We start from the raw sequence: 17,028 nt of genomic DNA on the forward strand, positions 1-17,028 counted from the left end.
AGCGTGGAGTTAGACAACAAAAAACCCGCAATCGTCTATTCATGCGGGTTTTCTGGATTTCTTTGGACAACTTAGGATGCTTAATTGGTGGAGGCGGCGGGAATCGAACCCGCGTCCGCAAGTCCTCTACAGACAGTTCTACATACTTAGCCATGTTATTTAGTTTAACCCGGCATCCGCCAACCGGCGGGCTGATGACAGGCGAGTCACCTATTGTTTAACGCTCTGTAAAGTAACCCTGCGGAGCGCGATCCTCGTTAATGGCTCCGCTGTCTGTTGCCAGACCCGGCGTTGAGGCCCACCGGTGCGGAGTCCAGCCGGATTTAAGCGGCTAGAGCGTAACGTTCGTCGTTTGCGACTATGGTTTTCCAGATGTATTTACGAGGTGACTGGTCCTCGGTATGCCCTGCGCTGCTTTGCAACCCACGTCGAAGCCAGGTCGCCCCCGGCATTCTGTATTAAACTTATTAGATAGTAGTGAGACGGAAGAGTTCAACGCTGAACTGCGAGCCTGACTACCAACCATACTATAACAGAAATGTGGGAACTCTCTATTGATTCGCCGCCAAAATCAGGCGTGCAGCCGGTAAAGAATTCTCATGCGGCGTAATGCACTTCGCTTATTACGCCCTACGATTTATCTGCAGGAGACTAGAGATAACCCAGCAGCTCCTGGGGATGATCGATGAGATATCTTGCACCCCAGGATTCAGGAGGATGCCCATTTCCCAGGTAGCCATACCTTGCGATGACCGGCTCCATCCCAGCGGCCAGGCTTGCCTGCACGTCGCGTAAATCGTCACCCAGGTAGACGCATTCGGCGGGCGCGATGGCCATCATGCCGCTAGCTGTCAGCAGCGGCTCCGGATGCGGTTTGGAGTGCAGGGTGTCGCCGCCGCTGACAATACATGCGGCGCGGTTGTTTAAGCCCAGCTCCCGCATCAACGGCAGCGTGAAGCGCGCAGGTTTATTGGTCACGATCCCCCACGGAAGCCCGCGAGCCTCAAGCTGGTCAAGCAGTTCGGCCACGCCTGGAAACAAATGGGTCTCATCGCACAGGCGCTCAGCATAAAAATCGAGGAACTCGCTGCGCATGGCATCATAACTGGGATCACCCGGCTTGATATTGAACCCAAGCCCAAGCAGCCCGCGCGCCCCGGCTGAGGCTTCGGTACGGATGAGCGCTATTGGCAAGGCTGGGAGGCCACGCGCGATGCGCTGCCGGTTGAGAGCATGACCCAGATCGGGGGCAGTGTTGGCGAGGGTGCCGTCGAGATCGAAGAGAACAGCTCTAATCATGAGTCATGGCTACTTTGGGAGTGATGGGGCAAGGCATGCATGCCATCCTCGTTCTGGCTGGATTCCGGATCAAACCCGGAATGACGAAATTACAGGATTTTCTTTCACCGGATGAATAGGAATTTGAATGGACTGGGTTATGTTTCCCGGTTTATGGCCTTATTTCACCGCACTTACGATTTCAGGCACGGTATGCCATGATGTAGTTCACGTCGGAATCCGCCTCCAGCGCGTAGACTTTGGTGATGGGATTGTAAGTCATGCCGATGATATCTTCCACATTGAGGCCGGCGTCACGAGCCATGCGGGCGAGCTCGGAGGGTTTGATGAATTTTGCATAGTCATGCGTGCCTCGCGGCAGCAGGTTCAATACGTATTCGGCACCGATCACGGCAAACAGGTATGACTTCGGGTTGCGGTTGATGGTTGAGAAGAAAATCCAGCCACCCGGCTTGGCGAGTTCAGCGCAACTTCGCACGATGCTTGCCGGACTGGGCACATGTTCCAGCATTTCCATACAGGTAATCACGTCGTAATGATGAGGCTGCTCCCGGGCAAGATCTTCCACCGCCATCTTGCGGTAACTCACTTTCTTGCCGGTTTCCAACAGATGCAGCTTTGCCACTTTCAGGGGTTTGTCGCCGAGATCGATCCCCGTCACGTGCGCACCGCGTTCCGCCATGCTTTCCGACAGGATACCGCCACCACAGCCTACATCCAGCACGGTTTTGCCCGACAAGCCGGCAAACCGGTCGATATAGTCCAGCCGCAGTGGATTAATTTCATGCAGTGGCTTGAATTCACTGTTGGGGTCCCACCAGCGGTGCGCCAACTGGTTGAATTTCTCCAACTCCAGCGGGTCAACATTTACGCTTTTTTCTTCCGTTTCTTTTATCATCCTAAATCCGGTAACCGTAGCAAGAATCACTGTAAATCATGATGCTAGATCCAATATGAGCGGTCAATTACCGGATTCAGGATCATTTAACTGCACCCCATCCGTCATCCGTTCCCGCCAGAATTGCGCCCTGAGCAATAGTTCCTGCTCATTCAGCATAGTCAATTCTCCATCATTCAACAGCATTTTACCATTTACCCACGTATGACTCACATGTTCGCGCCCGGCGGCATAGACAAGATGTGAAACAGGGTCATAACAGGGTGCCAGTTCGAGACTGGAGAAATCTACCGCGGCAATGTCGGCCGCTTTGCCCGCAACCAGCGACCCGGTGAGCGCACCCAGCCCTAGTGCCTTGGCGCCGTTGAGCGTCGCCATTTGCAGCGCCTGCCATGCGGGCAGCGTATCTGCCCTGCCGCTCTGGCCTTTGGCGAGCAGCGCGGCAAACCGCATTTCCTCGAACATGTCGAGACGGTTATTGCTGGCAGCCCCATCCGTTCCCAGGCCAATGTTGATGCCTTTCTCCAGCATCGAAGCAATGGGCGCGAGCCCGCTGGCAAGTTTCAGGTTGGAAGAAGGGCAATGTGCCACGGAGCAGCCTTGCTGCGCCATCAGTCCGATTTCGTCACTGTTGAGATGGACCATATGCACGGCAATCAGATTGGGACCCAGCAAGCCAAGTTTATGTAAACGCTCTATCGGGCGCACCCCGGTGGTTTTCAAACTATTCCTTATTTCGTCATCGGTTTCGTGCAAATGAACATGGATGGGCAGATCAAGCTGTTCGGCATAGGTCAGGACATTGGCAAAAACCCTGTCACTTACGGTGTAAGGCGCATGCGGTGCAAAGCAGAATGAAAGTAGCGGATGGTGATTGTATCTGTCGCGCAAAGCCAGGCCTTTGGCTAGATAATCATCGGCGTCGCTTGCATAGGCGGTAGGAAAGTCGATGATGATCATACCCATGGCGGAGCGCATGCCGGATGCCAGCGCCGCCTGAATCGATGCCTCAGGGAAGAAATACATGTCGTTGAAGCAGGTGATTCCGCCGCGCAGCATCTCGGCGCAGGCCAGCCGTGTTCCATCGAAGACAAATCCCGCATCAACGTGACGTGTTTCAGCAGGCCATATATGGTTGTGGAGCCATTCCATCAACGGCAGGTCATCCGCCATGCCACGCATCAGCGACATGGCGGCATGAATATGGAGGTTGACCAGACCCGGGATCAGCGCGTGATGACGAAGAACGATGCGTTCACCGGGCGCAAATCGCGTCTGGGCTTCAGCAATGGGCAAAATCGCCTGAATCAGCCCTTTATCGATCGCAATCGCATGATCGTGCAACACCGCACCAGGAGGCTCCACGGGAATTATCCAGCGTGCTTCCAGCAATGTATCGATTTTTAGGGGATAGTCCATCATTAACCCGGATATTTCACCAGACCGGCCCGGAGAACCATTGTAAGCGGCATGAATAATGGCGTTTGGTTAATAGCATTGCAGTCCAGTTTGTACTGCCTTCATTGAGATATCCAGACCAGCAAGCGTACCAAAAAAAAACCCTGCACGACGGCAGGGTTTTAATTTTTTACGCTTGAATCTTTTGATTATTGCACTGTTTCCCGCGTACCAGCGACTTCAACTTCAACGCGACGGTCAGGTTGCAGGCATTCAATCAATGCTTTGGTTGCCTTGGTACCCTTGCATGTATCGCCGGTTACCGGATTGGCTTCGCCTTTGCCATCAGTAAAGATTTTGTCGGCGGGAATACCTTTTTCTTTCACCAGGTATGCCTTGACAGCTTCAGCGCGACGCAGCGAGAGTTTCTTGTTGTAGTCATCGGAGCCAATACGATCAGCATAACCAATAGCAACGATCGTGTCGTATTTGATACCCCCAAGTTTGCTTACGAGGTCATCCAGAGCTTGCTTGCCCCCGGGTTTCAGGACGGCCTTATTGAAATCGAATAGTTCATCAGCGGACAAAGACACTTTCTCAGGTTCCGTTACAGCAGCGGGAGCGGGCGCGGGAGCCACAGGAGCAGGCGCTTCAGCTTTTTTCTCGGGTTCTGGAAACAGATCAGGATCGCATTCGTATATCGCCATGGCAGGCGTCCAATAGCCCGAGCGCCAACAGTCGCCGGAAGAATCTCTGGCCACTGAACCACGGCCATCACTTGCGTAAGCTTCAGGTTGCTCTTGCGCCATGGCGGTTCCCGAAAACAGCACTGGCAGAACAACTGCTCCAAGCAAGAGTTTTTTCGCTACTATATTTTTCATGCTATCGCCCCTTTTTCAGAAAAACTTCAATTCAAAATCAAATCATCCCTAATTCATGCAAATACTAGCAGAGCCCATCCCTGATTTCAGGCAAATACAAACGAAGCCATTATTTGACAATGGCACATTATTGCACATTCTCGGTTCAATTATCTAGTCATATATCTGTCCTTGTCAAATCATGTTGTTGCAGACGGCATGAATACTCGAATGCCCCAGTGACTTCAATACGACTGGCATGCTAAAATCAACGGTTTTTATGTATTGGTATCTGAGGCAGAATTCGTATCGTAACTTATTGTCTCTGATAGAGAAATATAACAATGGATCAATTCGCGAAAGAAACCCTGCCGATTAGCCTCGAAGAGGAGATGCGCCGCTCCTATCTTGATTACGCCATGAGCGTGATTGTGGGGCGTGCATTACCGGACGTGCGCGATGGCTTGAAGCCTGTGCACCGGCGGGTGCTATTCGCCATGCATGAACTCTCCAATGACTGGAACCGCCCGTACAAGAAATCCGCACGTATCGTCGGGGATGTGATCGGCAAGTACCACCCTCATGGCGATACCGCCGTATATGACACGATCGTGCGCATGGCGCAGAACTTTTCCTTGCGTTACATGCTGGTGGACGGGCAAGGCAATTTCGGATCGGTGGATGGCGATAACGCGGCGGCCATGCGCTATACCGAAATCCGCATGTCGCGCATCGCCCATGAGCTATTGGCTGACCTCGACAAGGAAACGGTGGATTTTGGTCCGAATTACGACGGATCGGAAAAAGAACCGCTGATTCTGCCCGCGAAAATCCCCAACCTGCTCATTAACGGCTCCTCCGGCATTGCCGTAGGCATGGCGACCAACATTCCACCGCATAATCTGAATGAAGTGGTGGAAGCCTGCCTCGCGCTGCTGAGAAACCCGGGTACCACCATCGAGGAACTGATCGAGATCATCCCGGCACCGGATTTTCCCACCGCCGGCATTATCTACGGCGTCGCCGGCGTCAAAGAGGGTTACCAGACCGGACGCGGCCGGGTCGTGATGCGTGCGCGCACTCACTTCGAGGATATGGAAAAAGGCAGCCGCCAGAGCATCGTCATCGATGAATTGCCGTATCAGGTAAACAAGGCTAATTTGCTGATCCGTATCGGTGAACTGGTACGCGACAAGAAAATCGAAGGCATTTCCGATCTGCGTGACGAATCGGATAAATCCGGCATGCGCGTGGTAATCGAACTCCGCCGCGGAGAAGTGCCTGAAGTAGTGCTGAATAATCTGTATAAAGAAACACAGATGCAGGACACCTTTGGCATGAACATGGTGGCCCTGCTGGATGGACAACCCAGGCTGCTGAATTTGAAGCAGATGCTGGATGCATTCTTGCGCCATCGCCGCGAAGTGGTGACGAGGCGCACGGTATTTGAATTGAAGAAGGCGCGCGAGCGCGGCCATTTGCTGGAAGGCTTGGCGGTGGCGCTTTCCAACGTGGATGAGGTGATCGCCCTGATCAAGGCTGCGCTTACTCCCGCGGTGGCGAAAGAAGCATTGATGTCGAAACTCTGGCGTTCCAGACTGGTGGAGGAAATGCTTGCCCGTGCTTCGGTTGATACGAAGGCATTCCGTCCCGACGGCCTGGCGGCTGAATTCGGCTTGTCCGGAAATGGCTATCGCCTCTCCGATGCTCAAGCGCAAGCCATACTGGAGCTGCGCCTCCAGCGGCTGACCGGACTGGAGCAGGACAAGATCGTCAGTGAATACAAGGATGTAATGGACAAGATCGCCGATTTCCTCGACATCCTCTCCAAGCCCGAACGTATCACGACCATCATCACCGATGAACTTGCCGCCATGAAGCAGCAGTTTGGCGACAAACGCCGCAGCGAAATCGTCACCAATACCCAGGATTTGAGTATGGAAGACCTGATCGCATCGGCGGATGTGGTGGTGACACTATCGCATAGCGGCTACATCAAGTCGCAGCCGCTCGATGATTACCGCGCGCAAAAACGCGGAGGGCGCGGGAAGCAGGCAACCGGCACCAAAGAAGACGACTTCATCGACAACTTGTTCATTGCCAACACCCACGACTATATCCTATGCTTCTCCAGTCGAGGACGTGTGTATTGGATCAAGGTCTACACGGTACCACAGGGCGGACGCGCCTCACGCGGCAAACCCATCGTCAATCTGGTGCAATTGGAGGAAGGCGAGAAAATCAACGCCATTCTTCCGGTAAAGGAGTTCGACGAGAACCGCTATATATTCATGGCTACTTCCTTCGGCACCGTGAAGAAAACGCCCTTGTCGGAATTTTCCCGTCCCCGCGCCAGCGGCATCATTGCGGTTGGGCTGGACGAGGACGATTATCTGATCGGGGTCGGGCTGACTGAAGGCAAGCATGATGTCATGCTGTTTTCCGATGGTGGAAAGGCGGTACGTTTCGATGAAAATGATGTCCGCGCAATGGGACGCGGCGCGCGGGGCGTACGGGGGATGAAACTGGGCAAGGGGCAAAAGGTTATCTCCCTGCTGGTTGCCGAAAGTGAGGAGCTGGCTGTCCTGACCGCCACGGAAAATGGCTACGGCAAACGCACGCCCATAAGTGAATATACCCGCCACGGCCGCGGCAGCCAGGGCATGATCGCAATCAAGACCAGCCTGCGGAATGGCAAGGTTGTTGCGGCGAGGCTGGTGAGAGAGGATGATGAAATTATGCTGATCACCACCGGCGGCGTATTGATCCGTACACGCGTCAAGGAAGTTCGTGAAATGAGCCGCGCCACCCAGGGGGTGACATTGATTAACCTTGATGATGGAGAAAAACTGGCCGGACTGGAAAGAGTGGTAGAAACCGATGAGGATAACGGATCGCTCTTTTAATCCGGCCGAGCCTTGATTCATGATCGCCTGCCGGCGCGCTTCGCTGTAATACTTGCCTATCCAAATAACCTGCTAAAATTTCTTCTCGCGCCCGGAGCGGGGCAAGTGATCTGATAGTAGGCTGCCGTGCGATCCGGAATTAAGATGATCTCAAGATTGAAACGTCTTGCAGGTGTAGAGATAGGGAAAGGGATTCATGGAACATATATTTAACTTCAGCGCGGGCCCCGCGGTACTGCCGGTGGAAGTGCTGCAACAGGCGCGTGACGAAATGCTCGACTGGCATGGCAGCGGCATGTCGGTAATGGAAATGAGCCATCGCGGCAAGGAATTCATGTCAATTGCCGCGAAAGTCGACGCTGATTTGCGGGAATTGATAGGCATCCCGGGCAATTACAAGGTTCTTTTTCTATCCGGCGGCGCTTCCAGTCAGTTCACCATGGTGCCAATGAATCTGCTGCGCGGTAAAAAAGGCGCCAGCTATGTCAATACCGGTGAATGGTCCAAGAAAGCCATCAAGGAAGCGAAGCGATACTGCACTGTTGATATCGCGGCCTCATCCGAAGATGCGAACTTCACGTATGTGCCGCCACAGGACACATGGAATATCGATCCGGATGCCGCCTATCTGCATTACACACCCAATGAAACCATCGGCGGGGTCGAATTCAACTGGATTCCGGACTTGGCCTATCTGAACGCTGATGTGCCGCTGGTAGCGGATATTTCCTCCACCTTCATGTCGCGCCCGCTGGATATCACCAAGTTCGGATTGATTTATGCCGGTGCGCAAAAGAATTTCGGCCCGGCGGGACTCACCGTCGTTATCGTGCGCGAAGACTTGCTAGGCTCACCCCTGGCCGGAACCCCGACCATGTTCGACTACAAAATCCACGCTGATAACGACTCCATGTATAACACGCCGCCCACCTACCCTATGTATATCGCCGGCCTGGTGCTGGAATGGTTGAAGAAAAAAGGTGGATTGCCAGCGATGGAGAAGATCAACATCGCCAAGGCCAAACTACTGTATGACTTTCTCGACACTACCGATTTCTATCATTGCCCCGTAGCCAAATCCGATCGCTCGCGCATGAACGTACCTTTTACGTTGAAGGATGCCGCGCTGGATGAGGCATTCCTGAAACAGGCCAAGTCACGGGGTCTGATCCAGTTGAAGGGGCATCGCTCGGTGGGGGGGATGCGCGCTTCGATATATAACGCCATGCCGCTCGAAGGTGTGGCGGTTCTGGTGGAATTCATGAAGGAATTTGCAAGCCATCATGCCTGAACGCGCCAATAAGGTTTTCCAGATACTGACGCTTAACCAGATTTCACCGCTGGGCCTGAAGCATTTTGCCGCAAGTCACTACGTGGTTGGCCACGATTTAACCGATCCGGATGCGATCCTGGTACGTTCGCATAACATGCTGCAAATGGATATTCCAGCCAGTGTAAAAGCAATAGGCCGGGCGGGCGCGGGTACGAATAACGTTCCTGTGAAAAGCATGAATCTGCGGGGCGTGCCGGTATTCAACGCACCCGGCGCAAACGCCAATGCCGTGAAGGAACTGGTACTGGCCGGTTTGCTGATCGCGTCGCGTAACCTGATCCCGGCGATTCACTTTACCGAGGGTCTACAGGGCGACAACGCCACCCTGCACAAGCTGGCGGAAGACAGCAAAAAGCAATTCGCCGGAATCGAGTTGCCGGGACGCACGCTGGGCATCATTGGCCTGGGCGCGATAGGACGGCTGGTTGCGGATGCGGCGCTTCGGCTCGGCATGAAAGTGATGGGCTACGATCCGAATATAACCGTGGATGCGGCCTGGAATCTGTCTTCGGAAGTCAAGCGTGCCCAAAGCATCGAAGACCTTCTGCGCCACAGCGATTTCATAACCTTGCACGTGCCTTTGCTGGATACGACACGCGGCCTGATTAATCAGGAAGTCGTGCAAAGCATGAAGAAGGGTGCGATTCTGCTCAATTTCTCACGCGACGGAATCATCGACGAGAATGCGGTTCTCATGGGAATCGAATCCGGCAGAATCAAATATTATGTTTGTGACTTCCCCAGCGAAAGATTTCAGCGTCACCCGGCCGTCATCACGCTGCCGCATCTAGGCGCTTCGACCTTGGAAGCGGAAGAGAATTGCGCGGTAATGGTGGTGAAGCAAACGATGGATTATCTGGAAAACGGCAACATCACCAACGCGGTCAACTTCCCCAATATCACGATGGAGCGCGAATCTCCTTACCGGCTGGCCGTGGCCAATTCCAACGTACCCAACATGGTCGGGCAGATTTCCACCAGCATGGCCCAGGCGGGTCTTAATATTCACAATATGGGCAATAAATCGCGGGGGGAAATGGCCTATACCCTGGTTGATGTGGATAGCCCGGTGCCGCAAAAAACAATAGATGAGATCGCGGCCATCCACGGCGTGTTAATGGTGCGCTACCTGCCGATATTGGCTGAATAGCGGAATGAGAACGCATCCTTGAACCTGAATCCAGCCGTTGACCGCTTGTTTGTCGTTCACTTGTCGACTAGCACCACGATCCACAGAGACCTTTTCTATCACTTGATCCTCGCCGAATAAATAGATTGATGACCGGCCAACTCAAACAACTGCGCGACAAGATCGATGCGATTGACAGCGAGCTGCTCAAATTGATGAGCGCGCGCGCCGGCCTTGCGCGCGAGATCGGGAAAATCAAGAACGGCATGGCATACCGCCCCGAGCGCGAGGCCCAGGTATTGGCACGGCTATGCGAATTGAATCCGGGACCGCTGACGAACGAACATATTGCACGGTTATTCACCGAAATCATGTCGCTGTGCCGATCCCTGGAAGAGCCCATGACTATTGCATACCTTGGCCCTCAAGGAACCTTTTCGGAAGAAGCCGCATTAAAACGCTTCGGCAGCACGGTCACGACCTTGGCATGCAACTCGATAGATGACGTATTCCGCAAGGTGGAGGCGGGAGCGGCCGGTTATGGAGTTGTACCGGTGGAAAACTCCACTGAGGGCGCGGTTGGCAGGTCACTGGATCTGCTGCTGCATACTCCGCTAAAAGTGTGCGGAGAGATAAAACTGCCAATACATCAGCATCTGCTCGCGCTGCAAACCGATCTCGCGCGCGTAGAAAAAATTTACTCGCATCCCCAGTCATTCTCTCAGTGTCATGAATGGCTTAACGCCCATCTGCCCCATTTGCCGGAAGCAGCGCGGATCAACGCGGCGAGCAATGCGGACGCGGCAAGATTGGCCGCGGCAGATGAAAACGCGGCAGCGGTAGCCGGCAAAAAAGCCGGAGAAGTATTTGGATTAACCATCTGTGCTGAAAATATCGAGGATGATCCCAACAACACGACACGCTTTCTGGTAATTGGCGCGCAGGAAGTCGCCGCCTCCGGCAAGGACAAAACGTCGCTGGTCATGTCGGCCAAGAATCGTCCCGGCGCAATACATGAATTGCTGGCTCCGCTGGCCGAGCATGGCGTAAGCATGAGCCGCCTGGAATCCCGGCCTTCCCGCGCCAGTCTATGGGAATACGTATTTTTTGTGGATATCGAAGGCCACCAGCAAGATTCAAAAATTGCGAAGGCATTGCAGGAATTGCGGGAGAGAGCCGCATTCTTGAAAATACTCGGTTCTTACCCGGCGGTGTGACCGCATTTTCCAAATATTGTTTCTTATTCGGACAGCAATCCGATAAAACCCTCTCGCACCATATTTCGTTTTCCTCACGTTTTTCTGTGTCTTTGTAATTCATGGACCTAACTTTATGAATCTCTGCGATCTTGCCCCTGAATACATCCGCGCCATCAGCCCCTATCAACCTGGCAAGCCAATTTCCGAACTGGCGCGGGAGATGGGCATGGACGAACGCACCATCATCAAGCTTGCATCTAACGAAAATCCTCTGGGCACAAGTCCATTAGCCCTGGAGGCAATGATCAAGGCCCTGGATGAGATGGCGCTTTATCCGGATGGCAGCGGTTTCGAGTTGAAAGCGGCATTGTCGAAACGGTACGGCGTGACCAGTGAGCAAATTGTACTGGGTAACGGCTCCAATGATGTTCTGGAACTGGCGGCGCGAGTATTCCTGAAACCAGGCGCGGCTGCGATCTATTCGCAACACGCCTTTGCAGTCTATCCGCTGGTGACGCAGGCGGTCGGCGCAACGGGCATAGCGGTTCGCGCCAAAAAGTATGGCCACGACCTCGACGCCATGCTGGATGCGGTCACGCCCGAGACACGTATCGTATTTATCGCCAACCCTAATAATCCGACGGGTACGTTGCTGGCTGCCTCAGCGCTTTTGCGTTTTCTGGAACGGGTATCCCCGGACGTACTGGTAGTGCTGGATGAAGCTTACAACGAATATTTACCCTCCACTGTCAAGGCTGATAGCATTGCATGGCTGAAACGCTTCCCCAATCTACTCATTACCCGCACTTTTTCCAAAGCTTATGGCATGGCAGGCATACGCGTTGGCTTCGGGCTGGCGCACCCGGATGTGAGCGGCTTGATGAATCGTGTACGCCAGCCATTCAACGTAAACAGTATTGCTCTCGCGGGCGCGGTCGCCGCGCTGGAGGACGTGGAATTTGTGAAGCGCACTTATGCGCTCAATCAGGCGGGAATGCTGCAAATCACTACCGGACTGCGACAACTTGGCATTGAATATATTCCATCCTACGGCAATTTCCTGAGCTTTCGCCTGAACAAGAACGATGTCAAGGCGGTAAACGAAAGCCTCCTGAGGCAGGGTGTGATCGTGCGCCCCATCGGTATCTATGAAATGCCTGAGCACCTTCGCGTCACCATCGGCCTCGAATCGGAAAACCAGAAATTTTTGAAATCACTTGAAATAGCAATCGGAGAATCAGCTTGATCATCATTATGAACAGTGGCGCCACCGACGAACAAATCGATACGGTGGTCAATAAAATTAGAAGTTTCGGTCTCGATGCGAACGTTTCGCGCGGCACAGAACGCACCGTGATTGGCGCAATCGGCGATGAGCGCAAGCTTGATCCGGAAATGTTCGATTCCCTGAGCGGGGTCGAATATTCCATGCATATTGTCAAGCAGTACAAGATTGTATCGCGCGAATCGCACAAGCATGATTCGGTAATAGATGTGGGTGGAGTGCTGATTGGCGGCAATCAGGTGCAGGTTATCGGCGGCCCCTGCTCGGTGGAAACGCAGGAACAGATGGATTTGGCGGCGGAGCATGTCTATACTGCCGGCTGCCGGCTGATGCGTGGCGGCGCCTTCAAGCCCCGTACGAGTCCATATACCTTCCAGGGTAGCGGCGAAGAAGGGTTGAAAATGTTCCGCAACGCAGCGGATAAATACAATCTGCGCATCGTCACCGAACTGATGGATGCACGCATGCTTGACACATTTCTCAAGTACGATGTAGACGTGATCCAGATCGGCACCCGCAGCATGCAGAATTTCGAACTACTGAAGGAAGTGGGGCGCATCAACAAGCCGGTGATACTCAAGCGCGGCATGTCGGCGACGATTTCCGAGTGGCTGATGGCGGCGGAATACATCGCCGCGGGCGGCAATCACAATATCATTTTCTGTGAGCGCGGCATCCGCACCTTCGAAACAGCCTATCGCAACGTACTGGATGTGACGTGCATTCCGGTGCTGAAAAAAGAAACCCATTTACCGGTTATCGTCGATCCCTCCCATGCCGGGGGCAAAGCTTGGATGGTTCCCGCGCTGGCGCGCGCGGCCATTGCGGCCGGTGCCGACGGCCTGCTGGTGGAGATGCATCCCAACCCGTGCGAGGCCTGGTGCGACGCCGACCAGGCATTGAATCCGCAGGAATTCGAATCTCTCATGGGCTCGCTGAAAGGAATAGCAGGCGTCATTGGACGTAGCCTGTAGCGTATATTTGGCGGGAAACTACTATGAGTTTCGTCATTCCGGGCTTGACCCGGAATCCAGCCCAGACACTTTGAACGCCGGCTGAATGTCATGATCAATAAACTGGTGATTATCGGCGTGGGCCTGATCGGCGGCTCATTTGCGCTCGCGCTCCGCAAGGCGGGCAAAGTTAAGCATATTGTTGGCGTAGGCCGCAGCCGGGAAAATATGCAGCGGGCCCTCGAGCGGGGCGCGATCGACGAAATCGCCGATGACCTTCCATCAGCGTTGAAGCACGCGGATGTCATACTGCTCGCCACACCGGTTGGACAGCTCGGCGGCATCATGGCGCAAATCTCCCCATATCTTGAACCCGGCACAATCGTCACCGACGCCGGCAGTACCAAACAGGATGTCGTCAGGTCAGCATATTCTCATTTGGCCGGATATCTGAAAAATTTTGTGCCCGCCCACCCGATTGCGGGGGCCGAGCTGAGCGGAGCGGGCGCCGCCGATGCCGATTTGTACCGCGGCAAGAATGTGGTGCTGACTCCACTGGATGAAACCAGCGCCGACGCGGTGAGACAAGTAACGGAATTATGGCAGGCTTGCGGCGCACACGTCTCGCAAATGAACGCCGCCCAGCACGATAAAATCCTCGCTGCCGTGAGCCATCTTCCCCATGTGCTGGCATTTCTGCTGATGAACCATGTCTCATTCAGCACCGAGCATGATCCGGATGAACCGCTGCATCCGGACGATCCACTGCGTTTTGCCGGCAGCGGATTCCGCGATTTTACCCGCATCGCCGGCAGTTCCCCGGAAATGTGGCGCGACATATGCCTTGCCAATCGCGAAGCGCTATCCAGGCAAATCGATGCTTATCAGAAGGAGCTGGCAGCTTTGCGTGAGATGCTGGCGCGCGATGATAGCGAGGCGGTGGAACGCATTTTTACCAGTGCGCGTGAAGCACGGCGGCGATGGCTGGAGAACAAGTCTTGAACTCAAATCCGGCCACCGCTTAACAGAAATAAGCGGCCGACCGCCGGATTCAGGTTGAATAAACGGCCTGTTCTTCCGGCTCGACGTTTAATGCCCGCCCTTTGGTCATCGGCACAATCTTGGATTTAATGGCCTTGTTATGTGCTTCAGCCAGCTTCTTTACAGCAAGGTTATAGTCCGCCCATAGTGTATCCAGCTGCTGTGCGTGGCGTTCAAGCATCAAGGTATAATCATCCTGATGCTGATCGCGCAGGGCGTTTTTGGCACGAAGATAAGCTTTATGGCGTCGTTGGGCTTCGGTATTTTTTTTCATGGCTCACAATAAATGGCGATTTGAATATCAGCGCGAATTTATATATAAACATCTTGGGGAAATTGAAACTTCATGTTGGCATCGTATCAATTTGGATAACGAAAACAATTGGACTTTGGTACATCCACGACTCATGAGGCATCCATTATCCGGCGCACAAGGAGATAAATTTCACGGGAGCCACTATTGCTATCATGAGCGGTCTGCTACGCTGGGTTAGTTCATGACGGCTCATCCAATCAAACGACCATCCAACCTGAATGGAGGAAAAAATGACCTTGAAAGAGAAGCTGGACGACTTGAACAATATGATTCTGAAGGGCGAGATCCTGGAATCCATGGACAAGTACTATCATCCTGATTGCATAGTGATCGAAAAGAATGACGTGGTGGCGACAGGCCTTCAGAAAGCCAAAGACCGGGAGTCGGATCTTTTTGAAGGAGTTGAGGCCTGGCTTAAGTCAGAGATCAAAGCCACCGCTGTGGGTGATGACGTCACAATGACCGAGTGGCATTATGAATATAAGCATAAGGACTTCGGGCACAAGAAGTTCGACCAGGTCGCTGTTCAGCACTGGAAAGATGGAAAAATCATCAGTGACCGGTTCTACGCGATGTATTGAGCACCGAGGGATGGCTCGTCACCTATCGCCATCCAGCTCGCATAAGCACACTCGGCCAGCAACGCCTACTTATGAGTAATGGGTTTATCGGTGAACAGGAAGCTCTTCAGTTGAGTGGAAAAGACTGAATCCTTGCGTCGAATCCACTCGAGCACCATGGATGCGTGTTCCTTCTCCTCATCGCGATTGTGAGCAAGAATTGCCTTGAGTTCCTCATCTTTGCATGCGTCCACACGCTGGTTGTACCAATCCACAGCCTCCAGCTCTTCCATCAACGAGACGATTGCTCGGTGCATATCCCTTGTTTCATTGGACAATTCCTCAATGGGCTCATGGTAACCGACACTTGACATGGTTTGCTCCTTCTTGTTGGGTAATTAGTTATGTGACGATGGATGCTAGCTTGACAGCATAATCCCATCCAGCAGCGCACGCATCCGCCGCCAGTGCGAGCCTTCCCAGAATACGCGTTGGCAAATGTCGCAGGTGCTGAAGTGATCGAAACGATCGCGCACGGCGGGCGGAAGCCGCGTCAGCACTTCCGCTTTGGCGACAGCGCGCAACGGTGCGTTGCAAGTCAGGCACAAGGTAAATGGCTGCGCGCTGCGCGCCAGATCCAGCCGATCGAATATCTCGTAGAGCTGTTGTGTCGATCTCAACGCGCGTACGTAGCAGCCATGTGTTATTGAACGGCGCTTGAGCAGTTCCCGATCGCGCGTGAGTAAAATGCGCTCGTCCCGCGCGACGATGATCTCGATTTCGCTATCCTGAAAGTTATTGTCGTAGAGTGTATCGAAACCAGCCATGCGCAGCAGGTGCGCCAGCCCGCCCAGGTGCGCATCAGCAACAAAGCGCGTCACCCGCATAGGTTGATCGCGCACACGCAGCAAGGGGGTAATATCAAGCATCTCGAACCGGGGAAAGATGGCTACACGATCGCCGTCGTTCAACAACCGGTCGAAGCCCACGGACTCGCCGTTGACCAGCACCAATTCAACCTCGGTATGAGGCACGCCGAGCGCCTCGATCATATGCTTGGTTGTCGCCGACTCTGAACAGGGGCAGGCAAACTCCTGCCTTTGCCGTTCAGGCGCCAGAAAATCGTTCAGTTCTTCATAGAAGCGAAATGTGGCGGTAACCATTGGGAAAGTATTGCATCTTTCGACAAAAAGCGCATGCTGCAACCGTCCAAGAAGCCTTATTTCTGAAACGCAGGCATCCTTTTCGAATAGCCGCATGAACTTCTTGCCGCTGGATGCACAGTAATTTAGAAAATATACGGGATACTTTGGAACTATATCCTTCTTGGATCAGCTCTAATAGGGGCATCGAGTTGGCCATCGAAAAGCCGTCTTTGCCCTCCGGTTATTCAAAACACTAGAAGGAATCCTCATGAGAATAAAATGGTTTTCGCTTATGTTTTTCGCTGCTTTTTCAAGCCCCGGTATAGCCGCCGAGAAGAATTACAAGATATGCACCGCGGGGGGCTATTATGCCGGAGCTGACGATAAGTTTCTCAGTGGGCTGGCTACGCATATCGCGCAAAAGAGAAATATCCTCAACGATCCCATATGTGGCGCCCTATGGAGAAACGCACATAAGATCGGAGCAATCGTCTCCAAAACAGGGAAGATTCACGATGAAGCGGAAGGAAATGTTGTTCATGACGCCACCGAATTTAGCAGCAAAGTATATGAGGTAGTCGGCTCCAAGATCAATTTCTAGCAGCCTGGATACGCTTCACCTGGGTATCAAGCACCCGGCCGGGATCGATCTCGATGCCGGTTTGCGCACGGACGCATGAGGAGCTGCGCTCCCTGCTGCCAAGTT

At 53.5% G+C, this 17,028-nt stretch carries 16 protein-coding genes and 1 other RNA gene; 9 read left to right on the forward strand and 8 right to left on the reverse strand.

Annotation, left to right across the window (positions count from 1 at the left end):
• Positions 1–85 precede the first annotated feature (85 nt).
• The 5 genes from ssrA to SQ11_RS03730 form a co-directional block, all read right to left on the reverse strand.
• Positions 86–447, reverse strand: a transfer-messenger RNA (tmRNA) gene (ssrA, locus tag SQ11_RS16685).
• A gap of 204 nt (positions 448–651) precedes the next feature.
• Positions 652–1,299, reverse strand: coding sequence for an HAD-IA family hydrolase (locus SQ11_RS03715; protein WP_041512769.1), 648 nt, complete (start codon positions 1,297–1,299; stop codon positions 652–654).
• Between the two features lie 181 nt (positions 1,300–1,480).
• Positions 1,481–2,197: a bifunctional 2-polyprenyl-6-hydroxyphenol methylase/3-demethylubiquinol 3-O-methyltransferase UbiG gene (gene ubiG, locus SQ11_RS03720; protein WP_041512770.1), complete on the reverse strand. Its 717-nt coding sequence runs from the start codon at positions 2,195–2,197 to the stop codon at positions 1,481–1,483.
• 63 nt (positions 2,198–2,260) lie between these two features.
• A complete protein-coding gene (locus SQ11_RS03725; protein ID WP_084226722.1) occupies positions 2,261–3,616 on the reverse strand; it encodes a TRZ/ATZ family hydrolase in 1,356 nt (451 codons plus the stop codon).
• 188 nt (positions 3,617–3,804) lie between these two features.
• A complete protein-coding gene (locus SQ11_RS03730; protein ID WP_041512772.1) occupies positions 3,805–4,476 on the reverse strand; it encodes an OmpA family protein in 672 nt (223 codons plus the stop codon).
• 323 nt (positions 4,477–4,799) lie between these two features.
• Between SQ11_RS03730 and gyrA the strand changes: the two genes are divergently transcribed.
• The 7 genes from gyrA to SQ11_RS03765 all read left to right on the forward strand — a co-directional run bounded on the left by gyrA (position 4,800) and on the right by SQ11_RS03765 (position 14,262).
• Positions 4,800–7,361, forward strand: a complete 2,562-nt coding sequence (gene gyrA / locus SQ11_RS03735; protein ID WP_041512773.1) for a DNA gyrase subunit A — start codon at positions 4,800–4,802, stop codon at positions 7,359–7,361.
• A gap of 196 nt (positions 7,362–7,557) precedes the next feature.
• Complete coding sequence (gene serC, locus SQ11_RS03740) at positions 7,558–8,652, forward strand: 3-phosphoserine/phosphohydroxythreonine transaminase (RefSeq protein WP_041512774.1); 1,095 nt, start codon at positions 7,558–7,560, stop codon at positions 8,650–8,652.
• The gene (locus tag SQ11_RS03745) at positions 8,645–9,844 is read left to right on the forward strand and encodes a 3-phosphoglycerate dehydrogenase family protein (protein ID WP_041512775.1); all 1,200 of its coding nucleotides are present in this window, start codon (positions 8,645–8,647) and stop codon (positions 9,842–9,844) included. The genes serC and SQ11_RS03745 overlap by 8 nt, the downstream gene beginning before the upstream one ends.
• A 128-nt stretch (positions 9,845–9,972) precedes the next feature.
• On the forward strand, positions 9,973–11,040 hold the full coding sequence (gene pheA / locus SQ11_RS03750) for a prephenate dehydratase (RefSeq protein WP_041512776.1): 1,068 nt from the start codon (positions 9,973–9,975) through the stop codon (positions 11,038–11,040).
• Positions 11,041–11,155: 115 nt separating this feature from the next.
• Entirely contained in the window at positions 11,156–12,268 is a 1,113-nt protein-coding gene (gene hisC, locus SQ11_RS03755) for a histidinol-phosphate transaminase (RefSeq protein ID WP_041512777.1), read from the forward strand.
• Positions 12,265–13,281 carry a 3-deoxy-7-phosphoheptulonate synthase gene (aroF, locus tag SQ11_RS03760; RefSeq protein WP_041512778.1) on the forward strand — a complete coding sequence of 339 codons (1,017 nt, stop codon included), beginning with the start codon at positions 12,265–12,267 and terminating at the stop codon, positions 13,279–13,281. Before hisC ends, aroF begins: the two co-directional genes overlap by 4 nt.
• A 90-nt stretch (positions 13,282–13,371) precedes the next feature.
• Positions 13,372–14,262: a prephenate dehydrogenase/arogenate dehydrogenase family protein gene (locus SQ11_RS03765; RefSeq protein WP_041512779.1), complete on the forward strand. Its 891-nt coding sequence runs from the start codon at positions 13,372–13,374 to the stop codon at positions 14,260–14,262.
• Positions 14,263–14,311: 49 nt separating this feature from the next.
• Here the strand turns inward: SQ11_RS03765 and SQ11_RS03770 are convergent, their stop codons facing one another.
• Entirely contained in the window at positions 14,312–14,575 is a 264-nt protein-coding gene (locus SQ11_RS03770; RefSeq protein WP_041512780.1) for a hypothetical protein, read from the reverse strand.
• Positions 14,576–14,847: 272 nt separating this feature from the next.
• Here SQ11_RS03770 and SQ11_RS03775 point away from each other — a divergent pair, with 272 nt between their 5' ends.
• Complete coding sequence (locus tag SQ11_RS03775; protein ID WP_041512781.1) at positions 14,848–15,198, forward strand: SnoaL-like domain-containing protein; 351 nt, start codon at positions 14,848–14,850, stop codon at positions 15,196–15,198.
• 65 nt (positions 15,199–15,263) lie between these two features.
• On the opposite strand, the gene SQ11_RS03780 is transcribed toward SQ11_RS03775, so the two are convergent.
• Both SQ11_RS03780 and SQ11_RS03785 read right to left on the reverse strand, forming a co-directional pair.
• A complete protein-coding gene (locus tag SQ11_RS03780; protein ID WP_041512782.1) occupies positions 15,264–15,551 on the reverse strand; it encodes an encapsulin-associated ferritin-like protein in 288 nt (95 codons plus the stop codon).
• A 45-nt stretch (positions 15,552–15,596) separates the two neighbouring features.
• Positions 15,597–16,436, reverse strand: coding sequence for a Mut7-C RNAse domain-containing protein (locus tag SQ11_RS03785; protein WP_232297877.1), 840 nt, complete (start codon positions 16,434–16,436; stop codon positions 15,597–15,599).
• Between the two features lie 154 nt (positions 16,437–16,590).
• Between SQ11_RS03785 and SQ11_RS03790 the strand changes: the two genes are divergently transcribed.
• Complete coding sequence (locus tag SQ11_RS03790) at positions 16,591–16,923, forward strand: hypothetical protein (RefSeq protein WP_232297878.1); 333 nt, start codon at positions 16,591–16,593, stop codon at positions 16,921–16,923.
• Positions 16,924–17,028 lie beyond the last annotated feature (105 nt).

Source organism: Nitrosospira sp. NpAV (assembly GCF_000832065.1).
Classification (GTDB): Bacteria; Pseudomonadota; Gammaproteobacteria; order Burkholderiales; family Nitrosomonadaceae; genus Nitrosospira.